We start from the raw sequence: 507 nt of genomic DNA on the forward strand, positions 1-507 counted from the left end.
TTCGAAGGAGATATGGGTTTTCAGTCCATTTCTGAAAATCACCCGTATTACATAAAGGATAATTATATTGTTTTATGCTTTGGCGCTTACGAGATCGCTCCATATGCAGCCGGTATGCCCGAATTCAAGATACCAATTGATTTACTTTCCCAATAATTGCGAGAAGACATTTTAAATCTAATGACTAATTAATTCCCAGGCAAGCCCGGCTGGAAATCCGTCTTGCCACGTTCCATAAGGCGGCAAAACCTTTCCACCAGCCAGGGGTCGAACTGGGTGCCGGCACAGCGGCAGCATTCTTCCAGTGCTTCCCGCCTGGACATCCTGGGCCGGTAAACCCGGTCCGAAGTCATGGCGTCGTAACTGTCGGCTATGGCTAGAATACGCGCGCCCAAAGGAATGGCTTCCCCGCGGATTCCTTCGGGATACCCGTTTCCGTCGTAGCGTTCATGGTGATGGAGGGCCATAACGCTGATGGCGTGCATCCCGGGAATGGCCGATAGTATT

At 50.5% G+C, this 507-nt stretch carries 2 protein-coding genes; one reads left to right on the forward strand and one right to left on the reverse strand.

Annotated elements, in window-relative coordinates; translation table 11 throughout:
• Nucleotides 1–12: 12 nt before the first annotated feature.
• Entirely contained in the window at nucleotides 13–156 is a 144-nt protein-coding gene (locus IT084_RS19130) for an RsiV family protein (protein WP_207744670.1), read from the forward strand.
• Nucleotides 157–188: 32 nt separating this feature from the next.
• On the opposite strand, the gene IT084_RS17715 is transcribed toward IT084_RS19130, so the two are convergent.
• Nucleotides 189–507, reverse strand: a 319-nt coding sequence (locus IT084_RS17715) for an HD-GYP domain-containing protein (RefSeq protein WP_195714190.1), incomplete at its 5' end; no start/stop codon positions are given.

The sequence above is a fragment of the Desulfallas sp. Bu1-1 genome (assembly GCF_015594625.1).
GTDB lineage: Bacteria > Bacillota > Desulfotomaculia > Desulfotomaculales > Desulfallaceae > JADNRQ01.